1 pseudogene is annotated in these 597 nt (G+C 38.4%); it reads left to right on the top strand.

What is annotated here, in order from left to right:
* Positions 1-86: 86 nt before the first annotated feature.
* Positions 87-597: pseudogene (locus A3835_09810) on the top strand (hypothetical protein).

Here is a 597-nt window from a genome sequence, read left to right as displayed (position 1 = left end):
TGTACCCCAGTACAATAGACAAGCCCTTCTAAAATTTATATAATTCATTCAAAATTTCAAATACTATAAACAATAAGGAGAATATGATGGCTAAAGAAGCCGGAGTAGTTAAAAGCGTAAACGGAGGAATAGTAAGAGCACTTAATGACTTAACAGGAGAGGTAAGACAATTAAGTGTAGGAGATATTGTATACCAAGGTGAAAAGATAGTTACAGAGGGTTCTAACTCTAAAGTAACAATAACTCAAACTGATGGTAAAGATATAACTTTAATAGGCAAAGATACTCTAACTCTAGACCAAGACTCTAACAATAACGAAACAGTAGCTGATATCTCAGCTTTACAACAAGCCATCTTAAAAGGAACAGATCTTAATGCTCTAGAAGAGACTGCTGCAGGTGGTCCACAAGCAGGTGGTAATGGTGGAGATGGCGTAAGCTTATCTTCTACTAGCTTTGCAGAAGGAGGCCACATTAGTAATATAAATGCTAATGTAGGAAGCATAGATGCTTTATCTCTAGCAGCAGGTGGAGATAATAGCTTTGGTGTAAGTGGTGGAAGTGCTGTTGGGGCTGGGGCTGGAACAACAGGACCTA

The organism is Campylobacter concisus, from assembly GCA_002092835.1.
Lineage (GTDB): Bacteria > Campylobacterota > Campylobacteria > Campylobacterales > Campylobacteraceae > Campylobacter_A > Campylobacter_A concisus_K.
The sequence above is the reverse complement of the archived record's forward strand: the minus strand, read 5'-3'. Positions and strand labels throughout refer to the sequence as shown.